Origin of the sequence: Phenylobacterium sp. (genome assembly GCF_004297125.1) — a bacterium.
Classification (GTDB): domain Bacteria; phylum Pseudomonadota; class Alphaproteobacteria; order Caulobacterales; family Caulobacteraceae; genus Phenylobacterium.
This window is the reverse complement of the sequence record NZ_SCVD01000028.1, coordinates 140108-161484: the sequence shown is the minus strand read 5'-3', so window position 1 is coordinate 161484 and position 21377 is coordinate 140108. Positions and strand designations below refer to the sequence as shown.

The window sequence follows — 21377 nt, the reverse complement described above, 5'->3', positions numbered from 1 at the left end:
TGGATAAGCTGTCTCCATGTCGCGTATCGCTCTCTTCGCAGGTCTTCTGATGCTGGCGGCGGCGCCCGCCAGCGCCCAGGTGCAGGTCGTCCAGCTCGCGCCGCCGGACGCCTTCTCGACGCCGGGCCGCGACACCGGCCTGCCCGCCGACCTGTGGCAGGGCACGCCGATCGAGACCGCCCGGGCGGTGCTGCCGCTGCTGGCCGCCAAGCCGCTGTCGCCGGCCTCGGCGTCCCTGGCCCGGCGCGTGCTGGCGACCGGCGCCAAGGGTCCCGAGGGCTCCTCGGGCGACGAGGCCCTGTCCGGGGCCCGCGCCGGCGCCCTGATCGCCCTGGGCGACGTGGCCGCGGCGACCCGGATCCTGGACCGCGCGCCCGGCCTGGACCGTAACGCGGCGCTGTCGCAGGCGGCGGCGGAGACCGCCCTGCTGGCCGGCGACAACGCGCGGGCCTGCAGCATCGCCGAGGGGCTGTCGACGGGACGGGGCGAGGCCTACTGGCTGCGCCTGCGCGCCTTCTGCCAGGCCGAGGCCGGGCAGGGGGCCGAGGCCCAGCTCACCTTCGACCTGGCCCAGGCCCAGGCGCGCGACGCGATCTACGGCCGGCTGATGGGCGCCAAGCTGTCGGGCGCGCCGGGCGGCGCGGCGTCGCTGCGCAACGGGCTCGACCTGGCGCTCTCCAAGAGCCTGGGGCTCGATCTCGCGGCGGCCAAGCCCGCGCCCGCGGTGGCGGCGGCCGCCAGCGGCGCCGATCCCGTGGCGCCCCGTTACGACCTGAGTCTGATCGACGCCCAGATCGGCGGCCTGGGGCAGGCGGTGATCTCCGGCCTGCCGCCCGAGTCCGCGGTCTCGGCCCTGATCGCCGCGGCGGCGGACGCTGCCGATCCGAAGACGAAGCCGCGCCTGCAGGCGGCGGCGGTGCTGCTGGCCTCGCTCGCCAACGACCTTCCCGGACCGGACCGGGCCCGCATTTCGGCCTTCCCCGTGCCCGAGGGCAAGGCGCCGGCGGGCCGCAGCCTGGCCCTGGAGGCCGCCGCCGACAGCCGCCGTGTGGGCGAGGCCGCGCTGCTGGCCCTGTGGACCGCCGCGGACGCCGGCCCGGCCGGCCCGGCCCTGGGCGACCGCGTGCGGATCGTCCGCACCCTGATCCGCGTCGGCTTGGCCGACGATGCGCGGCTGTTCGTGCTCGAGGGACTTGCAGGCCTCAAATGAGCAGCAAGGGCGCCGAGTGGGCCGAGGCGTTCCTGGAGATGATGGCGGTCGAGCGGGCCGCCGCGCACAACACCCTGTCGGCCTACTCGCGCGACCTCACCGACGCGGGCCTCTACCTAGCCGGCCGGGGCCGCAGCCTCGCGGAGGCCAGCGCCGAGGACATCGAGGCCTATTTCGCCGACCTCGGCGTGCGCGGCCTGTCGCCGGCCACCGCGGCGCGGCGGCGCGCGGCGGTGCGCCAGTTCTACCGGTTCGTGCTGGGCGAGGGCTGGCGCGAGGACGATCCGTCCCGCCGGGTCGAGGCGCCGAAGAAGGGCCGGCCCCTGCCCAAGGTTCTGTCGCGCGACGAGATGGACCGTCTGATCGGCGCAGCCGCCGCCCGGGACGGCGCCCAGGGCCTGCGCTTCGGCTGCATGGTGGAGCTGGCCTATGCGTCCGGCCTGCGGATTTCCGAGCTGACCGCCCTGCCGCTGGCGGCCCTGGCGCGCGACCCGGCCTACCTCATCGTCAAGGGCAAGGGCGGAAAGGAACGGCTCGCGCCGCTGAACGATACGGCCCGCGCGGCGGTGAAGGCCTATCTGGCGGTGCGGCCCCGCTTCCTGCCGAAGGGCGACCGGGCGAATCCCTGGCTGTTCCCCTCGCGCGGCAAGGCCGGCCGCCTGACGCCCCGACGCTTCGCCCAGGTGCTGGACGAAGCCGCGGCGGGCGCCGGGATCGATCCGGAGCGCGTCAGCCCGCACGTCCTGCGCCACGCCTTCGCCACCCACCTGCTGGAGGGCGGCGCCGACCTGCGCGTCGTGCAGAAGCTGCTGGGCCACGCCGACATCGCCACCACCCAGATCTATACCCACGTGGCGTCGGATCGCCTCAGCGAGATCGTGCAGACCCGGCATCCGCTGGCGAAGAAGCGGTAGCGCCGTCCCTCCCCATCAAGGGGAGGGAAAGCTCCGTCCTACCCCGTGATGCGATAGCGGCCCTGGTCGTCGGGGCAGACGCGGACATAGCGGATGTCGCGGCCGTAGGCGTCCACCGGCGCGGGGGCCAGGCGGCAGCGGCGGTTCTCATAGTAGTTGTAGTCGTAGCTCGAGGCGTAGCGGTTGCGGCCCTCGCGGTAGGCGACGGTGTCGCTTTCCGAGAAGTACGGGCCGCGGCTGTCGCACTTGTACTTGGCGTTGGCGTTGCCCACCGCGCCGCCGATCACCGCGCCGGCCACACCCCCCAGGACTGCGCCTTCGGTCCGGGCGCCGCGCGAGGCGACCTGCGAACCCAGCACCGCGCCGGCCAGCGCACCGATCACACCGCCCGCCGCCGTGTTGTTGCTGGTGTTGCAGGGGACGTTCGAGGCCACGCTGTTGCGGCCGTAGTAGCCGGCGTAGGGCGGCGCCTCATAGCTGGACCAGGCGGTCTGATCCCAGACCGGGCGGGCGTACATCCGCGCATAGGAGCCCCGGCCGTAACGGCGGTCGTAGATCGCCTGGGCGCGGTTCCATTCCGCGAGGCGCCGCTCGTAATCGCGGCGGGCCTCCGCATAGTTGCGGCGCGTCTCGCGATAGTCCTGGCGGCGGCCCTCGTACTGGGCCTGCTGGTCTTCGTATTGGGAACGCTGGGCGTCGTAGACGTCCTGCTGCCGCTGATACTCGGGCGTCGGGCGATACTGTTGGGCCACGGCTGGCGCGGCGGTGGCGAGGGCCAGCGCAGAGGCCATACCGATCTTCATGACGTGTTTCATCTCTAGGCTCCTGGTCTCCTCGATCACGCCAAACGACTCCCGAGGCTTGACCGTTCCGCTGGCCGGAACCGGGGTCCCGTCTCGCCGCTTGTGAGCTGGGCAGTTCACGCCTACTTTCCGCCGCTTCTTCGGGGCGGCAGCCTCTTTCGAACGGATGCCTGATGGCCGCGCACTACCTCGAGTTCGAGCGCCCGATCGCCGACCTCGAAGCCAAGATCGAGGAGCTCTCCAAACTCTCCGAAACCGCCGGCGGCGGCTCGGACGAGGAGCTGGAGTCCCTGAGGGCGCGGGCGCAGGAGCTGCGCATCGAGGCCTACTCGAATCTCGACGCCTGGCAGAAGACCCAGGTGGCGCGCCATCCGGACCGGCCGCACTTCGTCGACTACGTCGGCGCCCTGATCGACGAGTTCCAGGAGCTCCGCGGCGACCGCAAGTTCGCCGACGACCAGGCGATCATGGGCGGCCTCGGACGGTTCCGCGGGCGCCCAGTGGTCGTGATGGGCCATGAGAAGGGCCGCGACACCGTCACCCGGGTGAAGCACAACTTCGGCTACGCGCGCCCCGAGGGCTACCGCAAGGCTGTGCGGCTGTTCGAGCTGGCCGAGCGCTTCAAGCTGCCGGTGATCAGCTTCGTCGACACGCCGGCCGCCTATCCGGGCATGGCGTCCGAGGAGCGCGGCGTGGCCGAGGCCATCGCGCGCTCCACCGAGAAGGCGCTGATGCTGGAAGTCCCCATGGTGGCCGTGGTCACCGGCGAGGGCGGCTCGGGCGGGGCGCTGGGCATCGCCTGCGGCAGCCGCGTGCTGATCCTGGAGCACGCCATCTATTCGGTGATCCCGCCGGAGGGGGCCAACTCCATCCTGTGGCGCGGCGCCCGCACGCCGGGCGAGGCGGCCAAGGCGATGAAGATCACCGCCCAGGACCTGGTGAAGCTCAAGATCGTCGACCGCATCATCCCCGAACCGGCCGGCGGCGCCCACTCCGACCCGGAAGCCGCCATGGCAGCCGTCGGCGACGCGGTGGAGGAGGAGCTGAAGGGCTTGGACGGCCTCTCGGCCGAGGAGCTGAAGGCCAAGCGCGCCGAGCGCTTCTACGCGATCGGGCGCAGCGGCATCCAGTAGGCTCTCCGGCCCCGCGCTTGCTTGACGTGGGGTATGGGGGTTCAACTGCATCCGAACAATTGTTTGGGAGGATGCCAATGGCGCTCAGGACGCGCTTCACCGAGACCTTCGGGATCGAGCACCCCGTCGTTCAAGGCGGGATGCAGTGGGTGGGCCGCGCCGAGCTGGTGGCCGCGGTGGCCAACGCCGGCGGGCTGGGCTTCATCACCGCCCTGACCCAGCCGACCCCCGACGACCTGCGCCGGGAGATCGAGAAGGCGCGCAAGCTGACCGACAAGCCGTTCGGCGTGAACTTGACCATCCTGCCGGCGATCACTCCGCCGCCCTATGCGGAGTATCGCCAGGCGATCATCGACAGCGGGATCAAGATCGTCGAGACGGCCGGCTACAAGCCGCAGGAGCACGTCGACCACTTCAAGGCGCACGGGGTCAAGGTGATCCACAAATGCACCGCGGTCCGCCACGCGCTGTCGGCCGAGCGGATGGGCGTGGACGCCATCTCGATCGACGGCCTGGAATGCGCGGGCCACCCGGGCGAGGACGACGTCGGCGGCCTGATCCTGATCCCGGCGGCGGCCGACAAGGTGAAGATCCCGATGATCGCCTCCGGCGGCTTCGGCGACGGGCGCGGCCTGGTCGCCGCCCTGGCGCTGGGCGCCGAGGGTATCAACATGGGCACCCGCTTCATGGCCACGGTCGAGAGCCCGATCCACCAGAAGGTGAAGGAGCAGATCGTCGCCAACGACGAGCGGCAGACCAACCTGATCTTCCGGACGATGCACAACACCGCCCGCGTGGCGAAGAACGCCGTCTCCGACGAGGTGGTCCGCATCGAGCGCGCCGGCGGCGCCAAGTTCGAGGACGTGAAGGACCTGGTGGCGGGCGCCCGCGGCAAGGTGGTCTACGAGGCCGGCGATCCGGACTACGGCATCTGGTCCGCGGGCCAGATCCAGGGCCTGATCCACGACATCCCCACCTGCGCCGAGCTGATCCACCGCATCGTCCGCGAGGCCGAGGAAATCATCACCGCCCGCCTGGCCGGCGCGGTGGTGAAGAAGACGCTGCAACCGGCGGAGTAATCGAAGCCTGGTTGTGATGGCTGGGCTGCTCCCGGCCATCACAACCTAGTTCATCCCCGCGCCCGGAATACGAACGGGCCGACGTGGCCCACCGTGTCGTCGAAGACGACCCAGATCTCGCCGCCGGTCGCCTGCCAGCGGCGGGCGAAGGACACATCCTCCCCCATGCTGACGCCTGTGTCGTCGTAGGCGGGGTCGAAACACTGCAGCACGTTGGTCAGGCGCTGGTGCTCGTAGTAGCTGCCGGCCGCGGGGCGGTAGAGCTCGGGGTGGGCATCGCGCAAGGTCTCGAACACCTCGCGCTTGATCAGCATCAGGCCTGTGCCGGTGCGCTTGGCGCGGTAGAAGCCGTTCTTCTCCACGGGCGGCTGTTCCAGCTCCATCACGAAGCTCAGCGAGCGGGCCCAGGCCGCGGCCGGCTCGTCGAACTGTCGCGACATGGCGTGGAAGCGGGGGATGTCGAGGATGCGGTGCGGGCAGACGGCGGAGACGATCGGAGCGTCGAAGTCGATCATCCGCTGGATCAGGTCGGGCGGATAGTCGATGTCGGAGTCTATGAATAGCAGGTGCGTGTGGTCGCTCTCGAGAACGAGGCTGGCCAGGGTGTTTCGAGCCCAGGCGATCAGGGTGCCGCTGGTTGTCTTCCAGTCGAGCTGGCCGGGGAAGGCTTCCCACAGCGACAGCAGGGCTCCGGTGTAGTGGGTCGTGAGCTGGCCGTTGTAGGTCGGCGTCCCCACCAGGATGCGCATCGCGGTCTGCCTCACGAGGTGTGTCTTCCCCGACGGGGCTAGGTTGCTCCGGGGCGAGCGTCAATCGCCCGCGCCGAAAACGAAAAGAGCCGCCGGGCGGACCCGGCGGCTCTCCGTCTCACCTTCGTTCGAGGCCGTCCCGCGAAGGGCGGCCGTCAGACTTAGAAGTTCATGTTCGCGCCGACAAAGAAGAACCGGCCGCGGTTGTCGTACTGCGACGACCCCACGCCCGTGCCCGTGAAGATGGAGTTGTCCGAGATCTTCGGCGGATACTTGTCGAACAGGTTGAGCACGCCCGCGCGGAACGTGATGTCTTCGTTCAGCTTGTAGGTGCCACGCAGGTCATGCCGCCAGTAGTCGCCCGTGTAGTACGGGTCCAACTGGCTCGGCTGGAACGCGTTGTTCGAAATCATCGAGTCGATCCACAGCGTGTTCCAGGTAACCGAAACCCGCTCGTTCGACCAACGGATCGAACCGCTGCCCTTCCACTCCGGCGTCGCGTTGTTGATGGTGTTCGCGAGCTGCGTGAAGGCTTGGCCCGGCAGGCCCTGGAGCTGGAACTGGTACATCCAGGTGGCGTCCAGGCGCAGCGCGATGGCGCCGTAGTCCTTCCCGAACAGGTCTTCGGTCTGGAAGCCGTAGGAGATGGCATAGTCGTAGCCTTCCACCTTCACCTTGGCGACGTTCTGGTTGACCAGAAGCACTTCCGACACGCCGCCGACGACGCCGCTGCCACCGGTGCCGGTGGGGTCGCGACGGATCTGCGCGCAGTACGGGTTGGACGCGTACGCCGTGGTCGTGTCGTCATAGCAGAGCTGGTTGAACAGCGTGTTGATCGGGATCGTGCCGACCTGACCGTCGATGTTGTACTTGAAGAAATCGACGGAAATCTGGAGGTTCGGAACCCAGCGGGGCTGGATCACGACGCCGTATTGATAGGTGTGGGCTTCTTCCGGACCGAGGTCCGGGTTGCCGCCTTGGAGCAGCGCCAGCGACGGACGGCCGGCGCCGAAGTTCGACTGGAAGGTCGCCGAATTCCAGCCCGGGATCGCTGCGGCGCAGGTGACGCGACGGGCGGCCTGCTGGGCGGCGGTGGCCCCACGGAACACAGCGGCGTCGCAGGGGTCGGTGGCAGAGGTCGTGAAGTTCCGGCTTTGCGGCGAGAACAGCTCGATGATGTTCGGCGCCCGCACGGCGGTCGATTCCGACAGGCGGAAGCGCACGTCTTCGACTGGAGCCCAGGTCAGGCCGATCCGGTATTGGTCGGTGCCGCCGATGGTCGAGTAGTCGGACACGCGGCCAGCGGCTTCGATCGAGAGCTCCTCGGCGAACGGCACGTCCTTCAGGATCGGGACGCGGATTTCGCCGTAGGCCTCCTTCACATTGTACTCGCCTTCGCGCGTGCCGATGGAGTTGAAGAACAGCGCGCCGGAGGCGCCCAGGGCGTCCTGCTCGAAGAAGCTGGTTTCCTTGCGGTATTCCGCGCCGAACGCGACGCCGACGGGACCCGCCGGGAGGTCGAACAGTTCGGTCGAGAAATTGATGCCCGCCACCGTCTGCGTGATCTTCTGGTCGGTGGTGGAGATGCCGTTGGTCCAGAGGATCGCTTCACGCGAGGCGCCGTTGACCAAGTCCCAGGGGGTGCAGCCGGCGGCGCGGGCCGCCGCATCGCGGCAGACGACTTGTCCGTTCAACACCACCGCGTCGGTCGCCTGCTGGACGCGGGCGACGTTCGGCACGTTGTAAGAGGTCGTGCGGCCGTCCAGGCGCGAGTACTGGACGTAGCTGTCCATATCGACCTTGCGGCCGAAGGTTTCCCACGATCCCTGGATGCCGCCCGCGACGCGGTACTGGTCGCGCTCGGACTTCACGTCGCGGCCGCCGAACTCCTGCCAGAACTTGCCCACCTGGGCGGTCTGGGCCTGGGTCAGGGTCTTGCCTGCGGCGAGCCATTCGGCGCGCAGCGCGGCCGCCGTCGTGCCGGCGCCGTTCAGGTAGGCATTGTCGCCACGTAGGACGACCGGCATCGTGCCGCCGCCCGCCGCCGACGAGAACGCGGGCTGGAAGATGCCGTAGCCGTTGGCCTTCACGTACGAGGCGTCGACGAACGCCTTGAACGTGTCGGTGATCTTGTAGTCGACATACGTCCGCAGCACGCCCCGGTTCGACTTGCCCTGCAGCGCATTATAGACCGTCGAGTAGAACAGCGCGTCGTCCTGGCAGGTCGGTTGGACGGTCGCGGTGGCGCAGGCGTTCGACAGCCGGACCACATTCGCGGGGTTGCGGACATCGAGCGTCACCGCACGCGCGGTGCCGACGACGTTGCCGCCGATCAACTGGAAGGTGGCGAAAGGCGAGGTGTTCGCTTTCGAATTGGGCAGAATATTCTGGACCGTCACACCGGTGGCGGTGTTACGGCGGATGCCCGGGAACAGTTCGTCCCGGTCCTTCTGCATGATCTTGTCTTGATTGGCGTACTCGCCGCCGATCAGCACGCTCAGGCGATCGTCGAAGAACTTCTTGCCCCAGTTGAAGCCAGCGCGGAACTCCTCGCCGTCGCCTTCCTGGGAGATGCCGCCCTGGATGTCGAGTTCGAGGCCTTCCTGTTCCTTCTTCATGATGAAGTTGACGACGCCGGCGATCGCTTCCGAGCCGTACACGGCCGAGACGCCGCCGGGCACGGTCTCGATGCGCTCAACCATCAGCGAGGGAATGGTGTTCAGGTCGACCGCGGGCGACGAGGCGTCGGAGAACGGCAGGCGGCGGCCATCCATCAGCACCAGGGTGCGGGTGGCGCCCAGGCCGCGGATGTCGGCGCGGGTCTGGCCGGCGAGGAACAGCGTCGACGACGTGTTCTGCTGGTTTTGGTTGGGGTTGATGGACGGCTGGTCCAGCAGGATGTCGCCGATCGAGGTGTTGCCCGACTCGCGGATCGCCTGCGCCGTGACGACGGACAGCGGCTGCGGCGAGGAGAAGGTGTCGCGGCGGATGCGCGAACCGGTGACGACGATCTCGCCCACGTCGACGCCTTCGCCGGCGGTCTGGGCTTGGGCGATGGACGGCGCAGCGAGCAGGCTGGCCGAGGCGGCCGACATGAGCAGCGCGCTTCGAAGCTTGGTGTTCATTTGGACTTTCATTCTTGCGGCCCCCCGGCCTGGACAGGTTCTTTTTCAAGCGCGCCGGGCGGCGCCGACGCTTGTCTCCTCGGGCGCACGATCCCCACGGGCGCCGGCGCATTCGAACGCTGGCGGACGGAAGACCCTACACCTGACGGTGAACCCGATAGCTGTCATGCACGCGACACGTGAGCAACGAAAAGCCGCCACAATCGCGACGAACGGTCGCTAAACATTACGGTTTTTGGATCATGTGCGGCGATGGCGCCACACATGTGGCGATCAGGGGCAAACCTATCCCCCGCCTCCGCAATGTCCCGGAAATGATGCCTCAGGCGACCTGGCGGAGCGCTTCGGCGAGCTCGTCGACCGCGGCCTCGGTCGTGGCCCAGGAACACATGAACCGGACCGAACCGTCCAGGAAGCGGTAGACGAACCAGCCCGCCGCCTGCAGCGCCGCCAGGCGCGCCTCGTCCATCTCCACGAACACCGCGTTGGCCTCGACCGGATGGCTGATTCTGAAGGGCATGGCGTCGGCCAGGCGCCTGGCCATGGCGTTGGCGTGGGCCGCGTGGCGCACGAAGGCGCCGGTCTCCAGCATGCCGATGAAGGGCGCGGCGTAGAACCGGCCCTTGGACGGCAACTGGCCGCCCTGCTTCAGGCGCGCGTCGAAGCGGCGGGCCAGCGACCTGTCGAAAAGCACGATGGCCTCGGTCGGGGTCATGCCGGCCTTGGTTCCGCCGATCACCAGCAGATCGACGCCCAGGTTCTTGATCGCCTTCAGGTCGAACCCGGCGGCCGCCGCATTGGCCAGGCGCGCGCCGTCGAAGTGGACGCCGTAGCCCTTGGTTTTCACCGGGTCGATCAGCGCCTTCAGCGCCGGGGCGGCGTAGACCGTGCCATACTCGGTGGCGTTGGTGACCGACAGCGCGGCCGGGGGCTGCCAGTGCGGCTGATCGGGCGCCGCCAGCGGCGCCCTGAGGCTGGCCGGGTCGATCCGGCCGGAGGCGCCGGGCAGGCCGGCGATCCGCAGGCCGTGGCCGAAGAAGCCAGGGGCGCCGGTCTCGTCGGTGGCCACGTGGGCGTGCTCATGGGCCAGCACCGCCTCGAACGGCCGGCAGAGCGTCGCCAGGCAGATGGCGTTGGCCGCGGTGCCGGAGGTGACGAACCGCACCTCGGCGTCGGCGTCCAGCAGCCCCCGCACCAGATCCGCCGCCCGGGCGCTGACCGTGTCGGTCCCGTAGCCGGACGTGAAGCCACTGTTGTTGGCCGCGATGAGCGCGTCCATCGCTTCCGGAGTGGCGGGGGCGGTGTTGTCGGAAGCGAAGTCGTATCGGGCCATAGCGGGGCTTCTAAGCACTTGGCTCCGCTATCGCTACTTCCAGCCTCGCTCTGGCTTAGTCGTCGTCCCGTGGCCGTCGATCCTCGCGGCCCCCGTCGTTTTTCTCGATCCGACGTTGCTCCTCTTGCCTGCGCGCTTGCTCATTCGCGCGTTCTTGTTGTTCGCGGATGATTTTCATCTCAGGGTCATCGTCTCGTTCAGGAGGCATCAGCGTGTCCGATAAGTCGGTTGATCCGAGCGAGTATGCGGCAGCAAAGGACGGTGTGCTTGAGCTTATCCTGCAGGAGGCGGACAAGCGAGTCTCGGCGCAAGTGCAACTTATGCTCGCTGCAGACAGCCGAGCTTCCGGCATCCTCTCGGGCTGCACGACGCTAGCAGCCGCTGGAATCGGCTTCGCGGTTTCTCAAATTGCCCAACGTCCACCAGTCTTCTGGGCTTCCTTGACGTTTGGGTTGGTTGAGGCGGTGGCTGCGATTTTGGCGCTTTCGGCTCTTTGGCCAACTGAGATTCGGCCGCAGGGCTGGGCACCGGCAATCTTCGCTACTGATCTCAACAAGGAGAAACCCCGTGTACAGGCCGAGATCGCGAAGTTTCTGCAGGATCGGATCGCGCAGAACAGAGCCAGCGCAGACAAGCTGTCTGGCCGCGTTAAGGCAGCGATGTTGTTCGCCTCGCTAGGGCCGTTCACAGGCCTCGCGGCCGCGCTCTGGGCGATCCGTTATGATGGTTGGGCGGTCGCCGTAACCGGCTTGGCGGTCGTCGCGCTTGTGTGGCTCGGCGTTCCGCTTATTCCGGGCGCGGCCAAGGTGAGGCGATAGTAGCGTGCCTGCCTAGGCCTTCTGTTTTGATTCAGGCGTGCTCCCGCCCCCACGCCCGCACCTCGTCCACGAACAGGTCCGGCTCCTCCATCGCCGCGAAGTGGCCGCCGCTGGGCATGTCGGTCCAGCGGACGATGTTGTAGGCGCGTTCGGCGAAGCTGCGGGGCGGGGCCGAGTACAGTGGCTCGCCCGGGAAGTTGGCGAAGGCGGTTGGGGTCTCCAGCCGTTCTCCCGGTGCGAAGGCCAGGCCGCCTTCCTCCACCAGGCCGCGGTAGTACCAGGCGCCCGAGGTGAAGCTGCCGGTCATGACGTAGATCATGATGTTGGTGAGCAGCCGGTCCTTCGGATAGGCCTCGTCCATCGACTTGGCGCTCAGGTCCGACCAGTCGTGGAACCGCTCGGCGATCCAGGCCGCCTGGCCCACCGGGTTGCCGGCGCCCATCCAGGCGATGGACTGCGGCTTGGAGACCTGCAGGCGGAAATAGGCGCCCATCACCTCCATGGCCCCGGCCTGTTTCGTCGCCCAGGCGACCTCGGCGTCGGTCGTCGGCCCGCCGTGCGGGCGGAAGCCCAGCATGTTCAAGTGGATGGCCCGGGCGTGCCGGCCGTGGTCGCGGCCCAGCCAGGAGGTGACCATGGCGCCCCAGTCGCCGCCCTGGGCCAGGTAGCTCTCGTAGCCCAGCACCTGGGTCATCAGGGTGTTGAACAGCCGCGCGGTGGTCCGCTGGCCGATCGGGCGAGCGGGCTTCGAGGAAAAGCCGAAGCCGGGCAGGGATGGGATCACCAGGTCGAAGGCGTCGGCCGGATCACCGCCGAAGCGGGAGGGGAAGGCCAGCTTCTCGATCGCCTGCCAGAACTCGTAGTGCGAGCCCGGCCAGCCATGGGTGACGATCATCGGCCGCCGGCCGCCGGCCTCGCCCACCACGTGCAGGAAGTAGATGTCGTAATCCTCGACCCGGGCGGTGAACTGCGGAAAGCGGTTGAGGTCCGCCATGGCCGCGCGCCAGTCGTAGGCGTCGGTCCAGTGGGCGCAGAGCGCCTTCAGATACCGGGCGTCGCAGCCGTAGGCCCAGCCGTCCGGGACGTCCGGCGCCGGCGGCCAGGGATAGGCCCGCACCTGATCCAGCACCATCGCCACCTGGGCCTCGGTCCAAGTGACCTCGAAGGGTTTGATGTCCGCCACGCCCGTCTCCCAGTTGCCGGTAAGACCCTCGCAGGTTTCCGCGCAGGGGCGTCAAGCGCCGGGTTTGAGCCCCTTGGCCAGCGTCGCGCTGAGCTGGTGGTGCAGGTCGCGGGCGGCGCCCGACGGCAGCTTGCCCGCCATCTCGAGCACGACCACGCCATGGGTGGCGGCCCAGAACATGGCGCCGATCTGCTCGGGGTCGCCCTCCATCTCGCCGGCGGCGATCTGATCCTTGACCCAGGCGGTCTGGGTCTCGTGGGCCCGGCGACCGGCGTCCATCAGCTCAGGATAGGCGTCGTCCATCGGCTGGTTCAGGTCGAACATCAGCTTGTAGGTGTGGGGGTGCTCGAACGCGAAGCGGATGTAGGCGTCCCCCACCGCGGCGGCCTTGGCCCGGGCGCTCCTGGCGCCGCTCCGCGCGGCCTCCAGCGCTGCGGCGAACTGGTTGAAGCCGTTGGTGCGCACGGCGGCCAGGATGTCGTCCTTGTCCGTGAAGTAGCGGTAGGGGGTCATGGGCGAGACGCCTAGCGCCGAGGCCAACTGGCGCATGGTCACCGCGTCCGGCCCCTTCTCGGCGAACAGCCGCTCCGCGGCGGCGCAAAGGCGGTCGCGGAATTCGGCGACATCGGTCTCGGTCAGGACACGCGGCATTCGACTCGTCTGCTGCAGAAAACGCTTGCCAAGGGGTACGTCCTCCCGCACGAATTTACAACGTAAGTTACGCAAGAGAACTTTGGAGGAGCGACCATGGACGGTGATGTGCGCATCAACCCGTATCTGGCGGGGAACTTCGCCCCGGTCCGTTCGGAGGACGACTTCGACCTGACGGTGAAGGGCGAGATCCCGGCCGGCCTGCGCGGGGCGCTGTTCCGCATCGGCCCGAACCCGCAGTTCGAGCCCCGCGACCCGAACCACCACTGGTTCGGCGGCGACGGCATGGTCCACGGCTTCTACGTGGCCGACGGCAAGGTCAGCTATCGCAACCGCTATGTCCGCACGCCCAAGTGGGAGCTGGAGCACGAGCACGGCCGCTCGCTGTTCGGCAGCTTCGGCAACCCGATGACCACCGATCCCCTGGCCATGGGCAACGAGGGCGGCGTCGCCAACACCAACATCGTCTGGCACGCGGGCAAGCTGCTGGCGCTGGAGGAGGGTCACCATCCCTTCGCCATGGACCCCCGCACGCTGGAGTCGAAGGGCTACGACCGCGAGTTCAAGGGCAAGGTCACCGCCCACCCGAAGCTCGACCCCAAGACCGGCGAGATGGTGTGGTTCGCCTATGGCGTGGGCCAGATGCCGCTGTCGGCCGGCATGAGCTGCGGCGTCACGGCGGCGGATGGCTCGCTGGTGCGCCGCCAGGATTTCCAGGCGCCCTTCGCCTGCATGGTCCACGACTTCATGGTCACCGAGAACCACGCGCTGTTTCCGATCCTGCCGCTGACCGCCAGCCTGGAGCGGGCCATGAGCGGCAAGCCGGCCTTCGCCTGGGAGCCGGAGAAGGGCAGCTACGTGGGCGTCATGCGCCGCGACGCCGACGTCTCGACGATCCGCTGGTTCAACACCGAAGCCTGCTACGTCTTCCACCCGCTGAATTCCTGGGAGGAGGACGGCAAGATCTTCTGCGACATGATGCGCTACGACGTCGCCCCGCTGTTCCCCAAGGCCGACGGCTCGCCCGGCGACAAGGCCGCCGCGCGGCTGGTGCGCTGGACCTTCGACCTGAACGGCGCCTCGGACGCGATCAAGGAGACGCCGCTGGACGACCTGGACGGCGAGTTCCCGCGCGTCGATCCGCGGGTCGAGACGCTCAAGCACCGGCACGGCTGGTACGCGGCCGATCCCACCGGCAGCGGCACCATCAAGCAATGCGCCATCGCCCACCTGGATCTCGCCACCGGCAAGCGCCAGCTCTACGAGCTCACGGGCGGGGACCTGACCTCCGAGCCGGTGTTCGTGCCCCGCTCGGCCGACGCGGCCGAGGGCGACGGCTGGCTGACGGCGGTGCTGTGGCGGGCGGGCGAGAACCGCTCGGACCTGGCCGTGTTCGAGGCGCAGGATATCGCCAAGGGCCCCATCGCCATCGCCGAAATGCCGCGCAGGATGCCATTCGGCTTCCACGGCAACTGGGCGGCGATAGACTAGGCGCGGGCCGCGCTGCCGTGGCTCCTCACCCGTAGGGGAAGGGGGACCGCGGCACGCGGTGGAGGGGGAGCCGATAGGCTTCGGCCAAGGAGGCTATGAACATGAACGGCTGGGATCTGCTCGTCGATCTAGGCGACCTGCGGAAGACGACGTTCACGCCCAGCGATCCTGAGGCGCCGCTGGCCGAGGGCGAGGCTCTGCTCGAGATCGAGAGCTTCGCGCTCACCGCCAACAACGTCACCTACGGGGCGGCGGGCGACCAGCTCGGCTACTGGAAGTTCTTCCCTGCGCCCGAGGGCCAGGGGCGGATTCCGGTGTGGGGCTACGCCCGCGTCGTGCGGTCGGCTACGCCCGACGCGCCGGAGGGCCTGCGGCTCTTCGGCTACTGGCCGATGTCCAGCCACACCGTGGCCCGCCTGCAGAAGCGGCCGTCCGGCTATCTGGAGACCTCGCCCCACCGCGCCGAGCTGCCGCCGACCTACAACGCCTACCAGGCCGCCGAACCCGCGGCCGACGACGACTGGCGCTCGCTGCTGCGGCCGCTGTTCATGACCAGCTACCTGATCGACGACCAACTCGCCGAAACGAACCCGAAGACGCTGGTGCTCTCCAGCGCCTCCAGCAAGACGGCCATGGGTCTGGCCTGGCTGGCGCGGAAGCGTGGCGCGAAGGTGATCGGCCTGACCTCGCCGGCCCACGTCGGCCTGCTGCGGCGTTTGGGCCTCTACGACGAGGTCGTCCCCTATGACGCGATCCGCGGCCTGAAGGCCGACGGCCCGGCGGCCTATGTGGATTTCGCCGGGCGCAGCTCGGTCAGCACCGACGTCCATGAGACCTTCGGCGACGCGCTCAAGACCAGCCTGGTCGTCGGCGTCACCCACTGGGAGGCCTTGGGCGGCCCGCCGCAGACCACCGGCCCGGCGCAGGCGTTCTTCTTCGCCCCCGACCGCATCCGCCAGCGGATGAAGGACTGGGGCCCGGCCGAACTCGACGCCCGCTTCCAGGCGGCGCTGAAGGACTTCATCGCCGGTAACGGCTGGCTGACCCTGAAACGCCACACCGGGCCGGAGGCGCTCCAGGCGCTGTACGGCGAGGTCGTGGCCGGCAAGGTGAAGCCCGACGAGGGCCATATCGTCCGGCCCAGGTAGGAGTCCGCGCATCTCCCGGAATACGCGGACGAGCTGGTCTTGCTCAGCTCGAGAATTCCACCGTCTGTAGCGACGCGGGCGTCGTCGGGGCCAGCGTGACCCGCACCCGCAGCGTCCCCCGTTCGCAGGGGAAGCTCAGCATTCCCGACATGGCGTTGTCGGTCGCGATCGGCTCGGCGGCGCGGCAGGCGCCCAGTTTCGCCTTCAGGGCTGCGATCTCGGCGTTGCGGCGAGGCGCGTCGCGATCCAGCAGGACGTTCATGGCCAAGACCTCGCGGGCGGCCAGGACGTCGCCGGCGGCGTAGATCCGCTGGACGGCGGCGGCCATGGCCTGGAGGCCGGCGCTGGGGGGCGTGGCGCGCACGGGGAAGGCGCCGGTCTTGGTCAGGGCGATCGCCGCGTCGCGCACGACCAGCGACACCGGCGCGTAGGTCAGGTTGGAGAAGGCGAAGACGCCCACGCCGCGCTCGGGCAGCATCAGCACGTTGGAGCCGTAGCCCGGCAGGCCGCCGGAGTGGGTGAAGTGCGGGCCCAGTACGCAGTCGGAATAGACGATCGTCCCCATCCCATAGGCCCGGGCCCGGTCGCAGTCGGCCGGGTCGTTGCGATCCTTGCGGCCGGCCACGCCCAGGAAGTTCTGGCCCCGGACGATCTCGCGGATGGTGGAGCGCTTCAGGATGCCGTCCTCGGGCCCGTCGCGCGGCGGCCAGGCGGCGAGCTCCCAGGCCATGTAGCGGGCATAGTCGTTGGCGGTGGTCATCAGCCCGCCCATTGAGCCGAAGGCGCCGGGACCCAGCGCCGGCTCCTCCACCCACTTGGCGTCCTGCCAGCGGTAGCCTACGGCCAGGCGGCCGTTGGGCGCCTTGGCGAGGTCGTAGCCGGTCGAGGCCATGCCCAGGGGCTTCAGGAAGGCGCCGTCGATGTAGTCGGCGTAGTTGCGGCCCGACGCGTTGGTGACCACGCGGCCGGCCAGGGCGTAGCCGAAGTTGGAATATTCGAACGCCATGCCCGGCGCGCGCGAGAAGGGGACGCCCGCGGCCACGAACTTCGTGAATTCCGTCTCCGACATCGGTAGCTGGCGGTCACCCCAGGGGTCGTCGGTGACGAAGCCGGCCGAGTGGGTCAGCAGATCGCGGACGGTGATCTTGGGACTGTCGGTGGTGGGGTACTTCAGGCCCTTGAGTTCCGGGATCACCGTCTCGGCCGGGGCATCGAAGCTGAGCTTGCCCTCGTCACGCAGCTTCAGCGCGGCCAGGGCCGTGAAATTCTTCGACATCGAGGCGATGCGGAAAACCGTGTCGGCGGTCACCGGCGCCTTGGTCGTGGTGTCCTGCACCCCGAACGTCCGCACATAGGCCAGCTTGCCGTCCACGACGACGCCATAGACCAGGCCCGGCGCGTGGCGCTCGGCCATGTAGGTGGCGAACAGCGGGTCCATCTGGGCGAAGGCGGCCGTCTGGGCCGGGGTCTGGGCCGCCGCCGGCGCGGCCGCGCACCACGCCGCCGCCAGCGCCACCTGTTTCAGCCAGCCCATTCGATCCTCCCGAAGCCCTCCGCGATGCGAGGCGGAGGCGCGCCGCAAGTCAAGGGGGGCATGGAGAGGCCGCAATACGCGTTGCAAAAGATTTGTATAAACTTGTTGCGTAATTACTAGATTTCCAAGCGCGGCCTTGGCACATCTCGGACGCTCACGGGGAGTTCAGGAGACCAGTATGCCTACCGTAGATTCCAGTGGCGTCACCTCCAGCGGGCCGCTGCCGATTCCCGGCGTCACCCCGCTGCCGGGCGACGCCATACCCATCCCCATGCCGATCGCGCCCGGCGAGCCCAGCCCCGACGGCGGGCGCCTGCGCATCATCGCCGGGACGGATGGCGACGACCGCCTGGTGCTGGAGGGCCGCGTGGCCTTCGGCGGCGACGGGAACGACACCTTCGTCGTCACCTCGACCCAGGCCGATCTCGAGGGCCCCGAGAACCTCGGGACGATCATGGACTTCCAGGCCGGGGACAGCCTGGACCTCAGCCAGCTGGGCGACAAGGCCGCCGAGCTGGGCCGCACGGCCGACGCCAAGGGCGGCCAACGCGTTTCCATCGACTACGACGGCGACGGCACGGAGGACGGCTATCTGATCGTCCACGAACGCGGCGAGATCGCGCCCGACGACACCGGCGTGGTGTCGCCCCCGTCGGACGGCGAGTTCCACATCCTGCCCTATCCGATGCCGGGCGACGACGGCGTGGTCACCATCCTGCCGTACCCGATGCCGGGCGACGGCGAGGTGGCCATCCTGCCGGGCGCGTTCAGCCTGGACGAGAGCGGTGTGGCCGGCGCGCCGAACCCGGTCATGCACACGATGTCGATCGACTGGATCGTCTAGCGGTTGATTGCCAAGCCTCCCGGCCACGGGCATGTCCTGCGGCCGGGAGGCCTTCCATGACGAAGATGCTGTTGGCTGCCGCGGCGGCCCTGGGACTCGCGGCGCCGGCCTGGGCTGCGGGCCCCGACGTCAACGATCGGCAGGACTACGCCTTTGCCGAGCGGGGCTTCGTCGGCACGCGGGCCGACCCGAAGATCCTCGCCCCCGACGGCCGCGTGGTCTGGGACCTGACCGCCTACGACTTCCTGAAGGGTCCGGCGCCCGCCAGCGTGAACCCCAGCCTCTGGCGCCAGTCCCAACTGCTGGCCAAGAGCGGCCTCTTCGAGGTCACCAAGGGCGTCTGGCAGGTCCGGGGCTTCGACCTCGCGAACGCCACCTTCATCGCTGGCAAGACCGGCTGGATCGTGATCGACCCGCTGACCGCCGCGGAGACGGCCAAGGCCGCGCTCGACCTCGCCAACGGGAAGCTGGGCGCCCGGCCGGTGGTCGCGCTGATCTACACCCACAGCCACGTGGACCATTTCGGCGGTGCGCGGGGGATGGTCGCCCAGGCCGACGTGGACGCCGGCAAGGTCCAGGTGATCGCGCCGCAGGGATTCCTGGAGCATGCCGTCAGCGAGAACATCATCGCCGGGCCCGCCATGCAGCGCCGCGCGACGTTCCAGTTCGGCTCGCTGCTGCCCAAGGGGCCCGAGGGCCTGGTGAACTCCGGCATCGGCATGGCCGTGGCGCCGGGGACCCAGGGGCTGGTCCCGCCCAACGTCGACATCACCAAGAGCGGCCAGGAGCTGACGGTCGACGGCGTGCGGATCCAGTTCCAGCTGACGCCCAACACCGAGGCGCCGGCGGAGATGAACCTCTACTTCCCGGACCTGAAGCTGCTGGACCTGGCCGAGAACGCCAACGCCACGATGCACAATGTCCTGACCCCGCGCGGGGCCCTGGTGCGCGACGCCAAGGAGTGGGCGGCCTATCTCTCGGAATCGATCCGCCTCTACGGCGACCGGACCGACGTCCTGATGACCAGCCACGCGTGGCCGCGGTTCGGCCGCGCCGAGATCGGCGACTATCTCGAGAAGCACCGCGACGCCTACAAGTACCTGCACGACCAGACGGTGCGGCTGATGAACGACGGGCTGCAGGGCGCCGAGATCGCCAACCGCATCAAGCTGCCCGAGGCGCTGGACGCAGAGTGGTACAACCGCGGCTACTACGGGACGATGAGCTTCAATTCGCGGGCGGTCTATCAGCGCTACATGGGCTGGTACGACGCCAACCCCGTGCATCTGGCGCCGCTGGAGCCCGCCGACGAGGCCGCCCGCTATGTGGCGATGATGGGCGGCCCGGCGAAGGTGCTGGCCGCCGCCCAGGCCGCCTACGACAAGGGCGACGACCGCTGGGCGGGCGAGCTGGCCAACCGTCTGGTCTACGCCGACGCCGGCGACACCGCCGCCCGCGAGCTACTGGCCCGGACCTACGACCGCCAGGCCGCCGCCGCCGAGAGCGCGATCTGGCGCAACATGTACCTGACGGGAGCCCTGGAGCTGCGGTCGGGCGTGCGCGCAGGTCCCGGCCAGAGCGCTCCGCTGGACCTGATCCGCAACACGCCGACCCCCATGCTGCTGGACCTTTTGGCCGTGCGCCTGGACCCCGACAAGGCGAAGGACGGTCGGGTCAGCGTGGACCTGGCGTTCCCGGACCGCAACGAGCGGTTCCGGGTGGGGGTGAAGCACGCGGTCCTGACGTACGAGGCCGATCCGAAGGGCGGCCAGGCGGACGGGGTGTTCACACTGCCGCGCTCCCAGTTCCTGGCCGGCGCCCTGGCCGGCGCCGACCTGTCGGGGACGGCGACGGCGGGCGACAGGGCCGCGCTTGCCAAGCTGCTGGCTATGCTCACCCCGCCCAGGGCCGGCTTCCCGATCGTGACGCGTTAGGGCCACTTCCCTCCGACTGGACCGTGACAGCGCCGCTTTCAGCGGTTATGGAGGCTGCATCATGAGCCTGCGCCTCGCCCTCGCCTTGAAGGTAGCCGCCGCCCGTTCGGGGCGTCGCGAGGTCGTGCGCAGCTAGCTGCTCACTCCCGCCGATCCCCGCAAACCCGCGGACGGATCGGCCTCGAGACCCTCCATCCGCACCCTTGATGGAGCTTCCCCGATGACCGCCTGGACCGCCCGCTTCAGTGAACGGATGGCGCATGTCCGCGCCTCCGAGATCCGTGAGCTGCTGAAGCTGCTGGATCAGCCCGACATCCTGTCCTTCGCCGGTGGCATCCCCGATCCGGCGCTGTTCCCGACCGAACGCATCTCGGAGCTCTACGGCGAGGTGCTGGCGCAGTCGGGGCCGCAGGCGCTGCAGTATTCCATCAGCGAAGGCCTGCCGGCGCTGCGCCGCTGGATCGCCGAGCGGATGACCCTGGGCGGCGTTCCCTGCGACGAGGGCAACATCGTCATCACCGCCGGCTCGCAGCAGGCCCTGGACCTGATCGGCAAGCTGTTCCTGAGCCGGGGCGACACGGTCCTGGCCGAGCGGCCGACCTACATGGGCGCCCTGGGCGCCTTCAACGCCTACGAGCCGACCTACGCCGACCTCGACGGCGAGGTCCCGGCCGGGGCCCGCCTGGCCTATCTGGTCCCGGACTTCGCCAACCCTTCGGGCCGCACCATGCCCCGCCGCGAGCGGGAGGCGCTGCTGGATCGGGCCGCCGCCCACGACCTGGTCGTGGTCGAGGACGGGGCCTATCGCGAGCTGCGCTTCGCCGGGACCGACGAGCCGTCGCTGATCGCCCTGGACGTGGCCCGGTCCGGTTCCATCGAGAACGCGCGCACGCTCTTCTGCGGCACCTTCTCCAAGACCCTCTCGCCGGCGCTGCGGCTGGGCTGGGTCTGCGCGCCCAGGGCCGTGATCGACAAGCTGGTGCTGTTGAAGCAGGGCTGCGACCTGCACGTCTCGACGATCAACCAGATGGTCGCCGCCCGCGTGGTCGCCGAGGGATATGACGCCCACCTGGAGCGCCTGCGCGCCCACTACCGCGAGCGGGCCTCGGCGATGCAGACGGCGCTGGCCCGCCACATGCCGATGGGGGTGACCTGGTCGAAGCCGCAGGGCGGCATGTTCGTGTGGCTGCAGCTTCCCGAGGGCCTGGACGGCGCACAACTGCTGGAGGCGGCTCTGGCCGAGGAGCGGGTCGCCTTCGTGCCCGGCGCGCCGTTCTTCGCGGTGGACCCGCAGCCGAACACCCTGCGCCTCAGCTACTCCCTGCCGAGCCCCGCCGAGATCGACGAGGGCGTCCGGCGCCTGTCGCGTGTGATCGAGGCCCGCCTGGCCTCGCGCTATTCCGCCGCTGCCGCAGGCTGAGCGGAGCC

General features: G+C 69.3%; 17 protein-coding genes. 10 read left to right on the top strand and 7 right to left on the bottom strand.

The window, feature by feature from the left end:
• The first annotated feature begins 16 nt into the window (after positions 1–16).
• Positions 17–1210, top strand: a complete 1194-nt coding sequence (locus EPO51_RS20845; RefSeq protein WP_293354183.1) for a hypothetical protein — start codon at positions 17–19, stop codon at positions 1208–1210.
• Entirely contained in the window at positions 1207–2124 is a 918-nt protein-coding gene (locus tag EPO51_RS20840; RefSeq protein ID WP_293354181.1) for a site-specific tyrosine recombinase XerD, read from the top strand. Before EPO51_RS20845 ends, EPO51_RS20840 begins: the two co-directional genes overlap by 4 nt.
• A gap of 38 nt (positions 2125–2162) precedes the next feature.
• Here the strand turns inward: EPO51_RS20840 and EPO51_RS20835 are convergent, their stop codons facing one another.
• On the bottom strand, positions 2163–2939 hold the full coding sequence (locus EPO51_RS20835; RefSeq protein ID WP_293354179.1) for a glycine zipper 2TM domain-containing protein: 777 nt from the start codon (positions 2937–2939) through the stop codon (positions 2163–2165).
• A 161-nt stretch (positions 2940–3100) separates the two neighbouring features.
• Here EPO51_RS20835 and EPO51_RS20830 point away from each other — a divergent pair, with 161 nt between their 5' ends.
• Together EPO51_RS20830 and EPO51_RS20825 are read left to right on the top strand one after the other, a co-directional pair.
• Complete coding sequence (locus tag EPO51_RS20830; RefSeq protein WP_293354177.1) at positions 3101–4060, top strand: acetyl-CoA carboxylase carboxyltransferase subunit alpha; 960 nt, start codon at positions 3101–3103, stop codon at positions 4058–4060.
• Between the two features lie 77 nt (positions 4061–4137).
• Entirely contained in the window at positions 4138–5139 is a 1002-nt protein-coding gene (locus EPO51_RS20825) for an NAD(P)H-dependent flavin oxidoreductase (RefSeq protein WP_293354175.1), read from the top strand.
• A gap of 50 nt (positions 5140–5189) precedes the next feature.
• Here the strand turns inward: EPO51_RS20825 and EPO51_RS20820 are convergent, their stop codons facing one another.
• From EPO51_RS20820 to EPO51_RS20810, 3 genes are all read right to left on the bottom strand, one after another.
• Positions 5190–5903: a glycosyltransferase family 2 protein gene (locus EPO51_RS20820; RefSeq protein WP_293354173.1), complete on the bottom strand. Its 714-nt coding sequence runs from the start codon at positions 5901–5903 to the stop codon at positions 5190–5192.
• Positions 5904–6049: 146 nt separating this feature from the next.
• Complete coding sequence (locus tag EPO51_RS20815; protein ID WP_293354171.1) at positions 6050–9013, bottom strand: TonB-dependent receptor plug domain-containing protein; 2964 nt, start codon at positions 9011–9013, stop codon at positions 6050–6052.
• 322 nt (positions 9014–9335) lie between these two features.
• Complete coding sequence (locus EPO51_RS20810) at positions 9336–10346, bottom strand: beta-eliminating lyase-related protein (RefSeq protein WP_293354169.1); 1011 nt, start codon at positions 10344–10346, stop codon at positions 9336–9338.
• A 212-nt stretch (positions 10347–10558) separates the two neighbouring features.
• Between EPO51_RS20810 and EPO51_RS20805 the strand changes: the two genes are divergently transcribed.
• On the top strand, positions 10559–11164 hold the full coding sequence (locus tag EPO51_RS20805) for a hypothetical protein (RefSeq protein WP_293354167.1): 606 nt from the start codon (positions 10559–10561) through the stop codon (positions 11162–11164).
• A gap of 31 nt (positions 11165–11195) precedes the next feature.
• Here the strand turns inward: EPO51_RS20805 and EPO51_RS20800 are convergent, their stop codons facing one another.
• Positions 11196–12347, bottom strand: a complete 1152-nt coding sequence (locus EPO51_RS20800) for an epoxide hydrolase family protein (RefSeq protein WP_293354165.1) — start codon at positions 12345–12347, stop codon at positions 11196–11198.
• A 51-nt stretch (positions 12348–12398) separates the two neighbouring features.
• Entirely contained in the window at positions 12399–12998 is a 600-nt protein-coding gene (locus EPO51_RS20795) for a TetR/AcrR family transcriptional regulator (protein ID WP_293354163.1), read from the bottom strand.
• 96 nt (positions 12999–13094) lie between these two features.
• Here EPO51_RS20795 and EPO51_RS20790 point away from each other — a divergent pair, with 96 nt between their 5' ends.
• Both EPO51_RS20790 and EPO51_RS20785 read left to right on the top strand, forming a co-directional pair.
• Entirely contained in the window at positions 13095–14489 is a 1395-nt protein-coding gene (locus tag EPO51_RS20790; protein ID WP_293354161.1) for a carotenoid oxygenase family protein, read from the top strand.
• 101 nt (positions 14490–14590) lie between these two features.
• Entirely contained in the window at positions 14591–15637 is a 1047-nt protein-coding gene (locus EPO51_RS20785; RefSeq protein WP_293354159.1) for a DUF2855 family protein, read from the top strand.
• A gap of 43 nt (positions 15638–15680) precedes the next feature.
• Here the strand turns inward: EPO51_RS20785 and EPO51_RS20780 are convergent, their stop codons facing one another.
• Positions 15681–17171: a serine hydrolase domain-containing protein gene (locus tag EPO51_RS20780; RefSeq protein WP_293354157.1), complete on the bottom strand. Its 1491-nt coding sequence runs from the start codon at positions 17169–17171 to the stop codon at positions 15681–15683.
• A 178-nt stretch (positions 17172–17349) separates the two neighbouring features.
• Between EPO51_RS20780 and EPO51_RS20775 the strand changes: the two genes are divergently transcribed.
• The 3 genes from EPO51_RS20775 to EPO51_RS20765 all read left to right on the top strand — a co-directional run bounded on the left by EPO51_RS20775 (position 17350) and on the right by EPO51_RS20765 (position 21369).
• Positions 17350–18015: a calcium-binding protein gene (locus tag EPO51_RS20775; protein WP_293354155.1), complete on the top strand. Its 666-nt coding sequence runs from the start codon at positions 17350–17352 to the stop codon at positions 18013–18015.
• Between the two features lie 56 nt (positions 18016–18071).
• Complete coding sequence (locus tag EPO51_RS20770; protein ID WP_293354153.1) at positions 18072–19949, top strand: alkyl/aryl-sulfatase; 1878 nt, start codon at positions 18072–18074, stop codon at positions 19947–19949.
• Between the two features lie 220 nt (positions 19950–20169).
• Entirely contained in the window at positions 20170–21369 is a 1200-nt protein-coding gene (locus tag EPO51_RS20765; RefSeq protein ID WP_293354151.1) for an aminotransferase-like domain-containing protein, read from the top strand.
• The last annotated feature ends 8 nt before the right edge of the window (positions 21370–21377 follow it).